Origin of the sequence: Thioalkalivibrio sp. AKL10 (genome assembly GCF_000381845.1) — a bacterium.
Classification (GTDB): Bacteria; Pseudomonadota; Gammaproteobacteria; order Ectothiorhodospirales; family Ectothiorhodospiraceae; genus Thioalkalivibrio; species Thioalkalivibrio versutus.
Map to the genome: position 1 here is coordinate 436,502 of NZ_KB907145.1, position 7,466 is coordinate 443,967.

The 7,466-nt window shown below is 63.2% G+C and carries 4 protein-coding genes and 1 pseudogene; all 5 read right to left on the reverse strand.

The genetic code is table 11. The features are described from left to right. Positions 1–100 precede the first annotated feature (100 nt). Complete coding sequence (locus tag G333_RS0113090; protein WP_019628652.1) at positions 101–1,231, reverse strand: response regulator; 1,131 nt, start codon at positions 1,229–1,231, stop codon at positions 101–103. Beyond that, the gene (locus G333_RS0113095; RefSeq protein ID WP_026340967.1) at positions 1,209–3,050 is read right to left on the reverse strand and encodes a HAMP domain-containing sensor histidine kinase; all 1,842 of its coding nucleotides are present in this window, start codon (positions 3,048–3,050) and stop codon (positions 1,209–1,211) included. The genes G333_RS0113090 and G333_RS0113095 overlap by 23 nt, the downstream gene beginning before the upstream one ends. Beyond that, positions 3,047–3,613 (reverse strand): molybdopterin-dependent oxidoreductase, encoded by a 567-nt coding sequence (locus G333_RS0113100; RefSeq protein ID WP_026289387.1) that lies wholly within the window; start codon positions 3,611–3,613, stop codon positions 3,047–3,049. The genes G333_RS0113095 and G333_RS0113100 overlap by 4 nt, the downstream gene beginning before the upstream one ends. 146 nt (positions 3,614–3,759) lie before the next feature. Next, positions 3,760–6,675 (reverse strand): autotransporter outer membrane beta-barrel domain-containing protein, encoded by a 2,916-nt coding sequence (locus G333_RS14960; RefSeq protein WP_231373046.1) that lies wholly within the window; start codon positions 6,673–6,675, stop codon positions 3,760–3,762. Between the two features lie 141 nt (positions 6,676–6,816). Next, positions 6,817–7,202, reverse strand: a pseudogene (locus G333_RS0113120) (hypothetical protein); the annotation flags it as partial. Positions 7,203–7,466: the final 264 nt, after the last annotated feature.

Here is a 7,466-nt window from a genome sequence, read left to right on the forward strand (position 1 = left end):
GTTCCGGTGGTGCCTGCGTAGCCTCTCATGGCCCGGTCGTATAGCGGTCGACAAAGCCGCGGCCCTCGGCGAGGCTCCACTCGACGCCGCGGATGGTGACCTAGCGTACGCGCACCTCGTCTTCCTCGCGCTCGAAGGCGAGGGTCAGCGATCCGGCCAGCACCAAGGCGACCAATTCGGCTTGGCGATGGGTGTCGGTCTTCTGGAACAGGTTGCGCAGGTGGAAGGTGACGGTGGTGCTTGAAATGTCCATCTCGCGCGCGATGTCCGCAGGGCGCAGGCCGTCGGCCAACGCCAGCGCGATGCGCGCTTCGGTGGGGGTAAGGTCGAAAAGCCGTGCGAGGGCGTCTCCCGGTAGCCGGGCGCGTTGTTCGGGATCGGACAACAGGATGACAGCGGCAGGATCCTTGTCACCGTGGGTGTCGTTGCCATCGCCGTGGTTGTGGGGAAGAGGGTAGATCATGGCCAGCAGGTCACGTTGGTGGCCATCACGTGTCAGGCGCATGCATTCGATGGCGTCGCTCGAGGTCTCGCCGGCGTCAAGGACCTGCCGCAGGGCTTGGCGCAGGCGGCGAGCATCTTCGGCATGCGCCGGCTCTGGAGTTCGTCCTTCAGTAAGCGTCATTGTTTGGCTGGCCATGCGTTGCGCGGCGCGGTTGGCGAGCAGCATGCGATTCTCGCCGTCGACCAGAATGACGCCGGGTGCCACCGGGTCCAGGGCGCGCGCGGCGATATCGAGGCTCGTGCGACTTTGCCTGTGCCCGAGTTCGTTGAGGGTGCGCCGCAATTGGGCGAATTCGTCCTCGGTCTTTTCGCGCATTCGGCGGACCTGGCGCAGGCGCGCCTCAACCGTCGCCAGCAGGAGGTCAAAATCGACGGGCTTAACCAGATAGTCGTCGGCACCCGCACGCTTGCCGTCCACCACCTCACGTGGGTCGGATAGCGCAGTGAGGAATACGAACGGCGTCTCGGCCAGATCCGGGCCGCGGGCGCGAACCTCGGCCAGCAGCTCGTAGCCATTTCTTCCGGGCATGTTGATGTCGCAGAGGATCAGATCGGGGCGCACAGCGTCGATCTGTTCCAAAGCTTCGACGCCATGAGCCGCCTCGATAGCGACAAAGCCGGCTTCGCTCAATTCCTCGCAGATGTCCCGCCGCAGTAGGGGTTCGTCCTCGGCACAGAGGACGCGCGCAGCCGGGATGGATGTTTTATTCGGTGTGGAGTTGCTCATCCTTATCCTGTCCTCGCGGGAGTTCCAGCGAAAATGTAGACCCTTCGCCTTCTTCCGACTGCATGGTCAGGTCGCCACCCTGGATGCGTGCCAGTTGGCGCGCGATCCCGAGGCCCAGGCCAATGCCGGTGTGGCGCGCGGCATTGCGGGCCCGAAAGAACCGATCGAACAGCTGGATCTGGTCTTCCGCGGGGATGCCTATGCCGTGATCGATGACGTGGCAGACGACCTTGTCCGGGGCGGCGCGCAGCTCGATCTCGATGGGTGCGGTCTCGGGGGAGTATTTGCCGGCGTTCGAGAGCAGGTTGGCGAGGATCTGTTCGACCAGCGCACGGTCGCAGCGGGTCCATATCGGACCTTCGGGTTCAATGCTCAAGTGCACGGGGTTGTCCGGAGTGATCTGGCGCTGGGTCTCCACCGCTTGTTCAACAAGCGGTCGCAGGTCGCAGGTGCCGGCTTCGGCCGCCACGTGTCCGCCTTCGAGGCGGGCGGAGGTCAGGGCGTTCTCGATCAGCCGGGTCATGTGTGCCACGGTGTCACGCAGCTGGCGATAACGTCCCTGGCGAGCGGTGTAGTCCAGGTCATCGCCACGGCGCAGCAGGCGTTGCAGGCCCGAATCGATGATGGCCAGCGGAGTGCGGAACTGGTGCGAGACCATGGCGGCGAAACTGCGGTAGAACTCACTGACGCCGCGTTCGCGTTTCAGTGAGCGTTCGAGATTGTGTGCGGCATCCTTGTAGCTGGTGATGTCCGCGAGGCGCAGGACTTGGCCGCCGTCGTCGGTGCGGCGCAGGGTCATCTGGACCCAGCCGCGTCCGGGAACTTCCAGGTCGTACTGGGCGCCGTCGTCGGCGCTGATGGCCTCCGGGTCGGCGTGTTCGGTATCCGGCCGGGTGACGGCACGGATCTGGTCCAGCAGGGATGCGAGCGACTGTCCCTCTTCGAGGGCGTCCTCGGGCAGTGGCAGCAGGCCGGAAAACTGCGGATTCAGCAGAGTGAGGCGGCCATCGGCGTCGAAAGCGGCGAATCCGTCCGGGGCGGTATCGATCGCATCCACTACGTGCCGGCGTTCGGCCTCCAGGTCGCGGGTGCGCCTGTGCACCTCGATCTCCAGTCGGTCACGGTGCGCGGCGAGGGTTGCCTGGGCGTGCCGGCGCTGACGGAGGGCGATCATCAGCAGGGCGGTCAGGATAATCCCGCTAACGAGGATTCCGACCATCATGATGATGGCTAGGATCAGGCTGGCGCGATATTCGTCCAGCCGATCCCCCGTGGTCTCCCACTCCTCCATCATCACGGTATTCGCAATGCGATTGAGGGCCGACATCAGCGGCTTGAGTTCGGCGTAGACGGCATTCGTGGCCTCGGTGTTGTCCTTGGCGACATCGTCGACGAGGGGTTCCAGTTGGGCCAAGTGTTCGAGACTGCGGTCCAATCGTTCTTGTTGATTGATGCGCCGCAGGTACCGCCGCTGCGGCCCGGCATCCAGCAGGGCCAGGCGGCTGGTGAGCACGTCATAACGCAGCCCGGGACGGGCATCGATGTCGCCGAGAGTCAGCCGGTGGACCTCTTCATCCAGGCGGTGGCTGGCGACCTGTGCCTGGGTGATGACCCAAAGCATGTTCTCGTCCACGTTGCGGCGCATGTCCTGCTCCAAATCGTGCAATTGCACCAGCGATATGCTGAGGAAGGTCGCAAAGGTGACCACTGCCAGTAGTGGGAGGACATACGTGGAGACACGGCGCAGGCTGCTGATGGAGCCGCGGCCGGGCGCATGCCCGAGTGCCGCTCGTTGCTCGCTGGCTGGCTGGGCTGTCATCGCACCTTTAGATGTTGCAACTGCCACACCCAGCGATAGTCGTAGCGGATGTCGTCCAGCGCGGCGTGATTGTCGCGCGGGTAGACGATCCACAATGGGCCCTTGTCGCGCCGGGTTAGCGTGTCGCCATCCTGAGTATGGGCGATGATGACGTCATAGTCGTGGAAGTCCTCCATTGGGATATTGACGATGTAGTCGTTGAGGGCCACGGCCACGACTTCTTTCCCGTTTGCGCCCAGTGCTTCCAGCAGATCCCGCATCAGGAAGCCCTCGAAATGGTTGACCCCGTCAGTGACCACCGTGGTGGTCTTGAGGTCTCTTTGCGGCAGAAGGTTCAGCATCGCGCGGTCGAGTAAGGCGCCGTCCCCGTCGTTGGCATGCTGGATCGCTCCTTCGACTCGAAGGATGACCTCGCCTTCGGGTTTGGCCATCGGATCGAACCCTCCATTCGTCACGCCGGAATTTCCGGCGAACGCGCCTGCTGGAAGGGTGATCAGGATGGCCAGCAGTGTTGGAACGCAGAGCGCGCGTCGACATGGTTGATGAATTCGAATGACAGACATTAAAAAGCCTCCGGAAGGTGGGACTCACCCGTTCGGAGGAGTCTCTCGCGAAAGGCCCCTGCTATGAAAGTTCGGACCATGCCTCGACGTTTATAACAAGCGGATAAGACTCGGCCCCCGTCAGGGGACCGAGCCCGTGGGGCCCTTTACCAGGTACGTCGGAAAGATACTCCGACCGCGTGGAGGTCATCCGACCCGGCGATTTCGCCCTGGTAGCCGACGTTGAGGAAGGAATCCCCGTTGAGGCGGGCATCGAGTCCGACTGCGATGCGGGCGCGGTTTCGGCTCAGACTGGGGCCGTCGATGGTGAAGCCAGTGGCGGTGTCGCCGGCGAAGGCAGTGTTCATGCGGCTGCTGCGATCGCCGTGTTCGTGGACCCAGGCGGCTTCGACATAGGGGGCCATGTAGCCATTGGTGGTTTCGAACGCCTTATCGAAACGAACACCAGCCTGGCTGCGCAGGGAGTATTCGTTCTCACGGTCGACCTCGAGGTTGGCGGCCCCGGCGCCGGATTCGGAGAAGCTGTTACGACGCAGGTACTCGTAGTCGAGCCCACCGAACGGGGTGAGGGTTGCGGCTTCACCCACTTCGAAGGCGTAGCCGGCCTCGATACGCGAGCCGATGCCGGTTGCGGAGTAGTCAGCCTCGGCGGTTTGACCGACGGTCGCAACGAAGCGCTCGGTGTCGGCACTGTGATAACCCACGCCGACACTGCCGCGGACGTAGAGGGCATCCCGCTGCCAGCCTCCATAGCCGGCGAGGTGGATGGAGTCGACATCGACATCGCCGCCGGCGGTATCCGCGCGGTTGCGGACATAGCCCATGGCAGCGCCGAGGTGCAGCGAGTTGGATATCGGGGCGTCGAAGCCGACGGAGAGACCGGTGAAGCGGTAGTCGGCACCGGTAGCATTGGAGGAGTCATCGATGTCGCCGCGGCCGCCTTCGGCGCTGACCCACCAGCCGCGGGCGGTTTCCGCATCCTCGCCAAGCAGGCCGCGCGACTGCCCGGCCGAGGCGAGCTGGACGCCGGCGAGCTGTTCGAGGCTGGCGGTTTCGCCAAGGGTGGAGGCGCCAGCGTGGCCGGTGAGGCGGCCAATAAGCCCGGCTCGGAAGCGCTGGCCGCCGCGCAGGGCGATCTGTTGTGCATGGGTGTGGTCGACCCCGGAGAGGTCATCCAGGCTCGCACGTGCAGAGTCTTCGTCCATGACAATCACGTTGGCGACGATGTCCTCGAGACCGCCGCTCTGGGTTGCGGTGTCGATCGCCCCTGCCACCGCGAATTGGTTCGGTGTCCTGGCGACGCTGGCGACATCACTGCCCTGAATCAGTGTCAGGAACACGTTCTCATCGTCGTACGACAACTGCGGGAACAGGAAGGCAAAGTCATCGCTGATGGAGCCAAACTCGCCGTTCACCTGGTTTGCCGTGAGGATGGTGTAGGTGGTTTCAGGTGCCCAGGAGCTGCCATCCGCCGCGGGGTCTTCGGCGGTGACGTGTACCGATGCGCCGCCGTCGATGTCCAGCTGGCCCGAGACTGTGGCCGAGTCATTGTTTACGCCCGCGACATTACCCCCGTCGTTCACCTCGACCACAAAGGTCGATCCGTCGTCCAGCGCCAGGTCGCCGTTCACCGTCAGAGTGCCGATGGAATTGCCGGGCGCAAGCAGCCCTTCGATAGTCGTTGTACCGGTGACCGTACCAGTCCCGGACAGGCGCCCGCGTGCGTGAACATCAATGACTTCCGCCGTCAGGTCGCCGTTAACGACTGCTTCGCTCAGCGGATTATCTTCATCAGTCGTCCCGATTCGGGCACGGCCCTGGACGGCGACTTCCGCCCCGTCATCGATTTCCAGATGCCCACGGCCAAGAAACCCAACCCTCAGCCTTCCGTTAAGATCGCCTGTCGTCGACTCGCTGATTTCCCACCGGGTTCCCGAGCCGGTGACGCGGACGGTGCCTTCAGATCCTGACCAGTAACCAAGAATCGGATTACTGCGGCTCGATACTAAAGCGTTGTCTCCCTCAATCAACAACTCACCAGCGCCGTGGTTTCCAACCCGGAAATTGTTCCCCGTATTCCAAGACGCATTATCGCCGACGCTCACGATGCCTGTGCTGCCGGAGGCGGATGCGATATGGGAGTTCGTGGTAGAAGCAACCGTCGCTCCGTCCAGGATATCCATGTGGCCGTGTCCCGCTTGGCCCACCCGTAATACATTCGTATCCAAGGTAGATTCATCGCCGGTAACGATGAGCGTGCCGTCACCGGTTTCCTCTACGCCGAGAGCGACTTCGTGGCTACCACTCAGGGGACCCTCCTGCACCGTGACCTCGCCCCCATTCTCAATCCGGAGCGTGCCTGTGCCGGCGTCTCCGACCAGCAACCCTTCCGCCTCAAATGTCGATCCATCCCCGTCAACAATGACGGTCCCAGTTGCATCTTCCCGGAAGCCTGCGACGACGGGGGAGGAGCTGAGCTGCTCGAAACGACCTCCATCTTCGATGCGAAGCGTGCCTTCTCCTGCCCAGCCGACCGTCAGCTCCTCTTCTTCTTGAATCCACTTGGCGTCGTCTCCTGAAATTACGACGGTTGCATCATTTGAAGGAAAGGTCCCGATTGATGATCTACGGGTCGAATTAACCTCGGCCGCTTCCTGGTCAGAGTTGATCTCCATGCGGCCAAAATACATTTGAAGGAGTTCCAGATTCAGTTCGCCGTCGTCCTGGACCTCCAGCTGCCCGTTGATCAGCCTCAGCCGGCCCGTCTCGCCTGTCTCGTTGTTGAGCACGACGACGGCGTCACTGTCGTTGATGGTGGCCCACAAATCCGAGCCAGGAACAGGGGCCCCTTCGTCCCAGTTTCCATCTTCAACCCAGTTGTCATCTTGATCGCCGGCGGTCCAACGCGTCTCGACTGGCGTGTCAGCGGTGGCGCCGCCGATGCTGATGGCCAGGGCGGAGGGTATTAGCAGGCAAGCGGAGATCACGCGACGATGCAGTGGACCTTGCGGCAGTGCACGGCGTACGGCATGGCTGATGGACGTCTGCGGAAATGTTGGCATGCTAAATCCCCCCGGATTCTGACTTGGACAAAGCGGACTTCGCCACCTTGTGTGGCACGTATCGCAATTCTGAACGCGGGGGGGCGCTTTGGCCCCGTCTGTTCGGAGGGGGAAACGTAACGGAGGTGAAAAAGAGAGAGGCTAATGAATGGCGGGATTGGCGTGGCGGCCGACCAAGTCGCAGCGGCCTTGTCGGGGAGTCAGTCTGGGAAGTCGTAGTAGCGGTCCAGCGCCGGGTTCAGGACCTGTTCGTGGTAGGCGGCGCAGTCCAAGCTATGGCCCTCGCCAATCGACCATTCGACGCCGGGGATCGTTACCTTTTTGGCCCGGACCTCGTCGAAGAAGGGCTCCCCCTGCGCCGGGTCCAGCACGCCGCGGGTGGGGACGTAGAGCCGGTTGGCCCCGTCCAGGGCGCGGAAGTCGGTCAGCAGGTCGTCCTGGCGGCCATAGTGCGAGCCGGGCCCGAACACCCCAACCTCGCGGCCGGCGTAGTAGCCCAGAACCGCCGAGCGCGAGTAGCTGCGGGTGTGCGCGTCAAAGTACATCCATCCCCATCTTTCCGAGCAGCATGGCCACCAGGGCTGCAAGAATGCCGGGCGCATGCGCGCCGGGCGGATGAAATTCGGACGACGGACATGAAAACCTCCGGACGGATGGCAACCACAAGTTCGAAGGCAGTGTCGCGCGAAATCCTGCCCCATGGAAGAAGGGGGAACTCGCGCACTGGAAACAGTGTGCCGGAACGTGATCCGGGACACCCCCTCCGGATGGAGGGGGCGCGGCCTGCGAGG

Coding starts and splice junctions, on each gene's coding strand:
- G333_RS0113100 (WP_026289387.1), bottom strand. CDS start 3,613: ATGTCTGTCATTCGAATTCATCAACCATGTCGACGCGCGCTCTGCGTT.
- G333_RS0113090 (WP_019628652.1), bottom strand. CDS start 1,231: ATGAGCAACTCCACACCGAATAAAACATCCATCCCGGCTGCGCGCGTC.
- G333_RS0113095 (WP_026340967.1), bottom strand. CDS start 3,050: ATGACAGCCCAGCCAGCCAGCGAGCAACGAGCGGCACTCGGGCATGCG.
- G333_RS14960 (WP_231373046.1), bottom strand. CDS start 6,675: ATGCCAACATTTCCGCAGACGTCCATCAGCCATGCCGTACGCCGTGCA.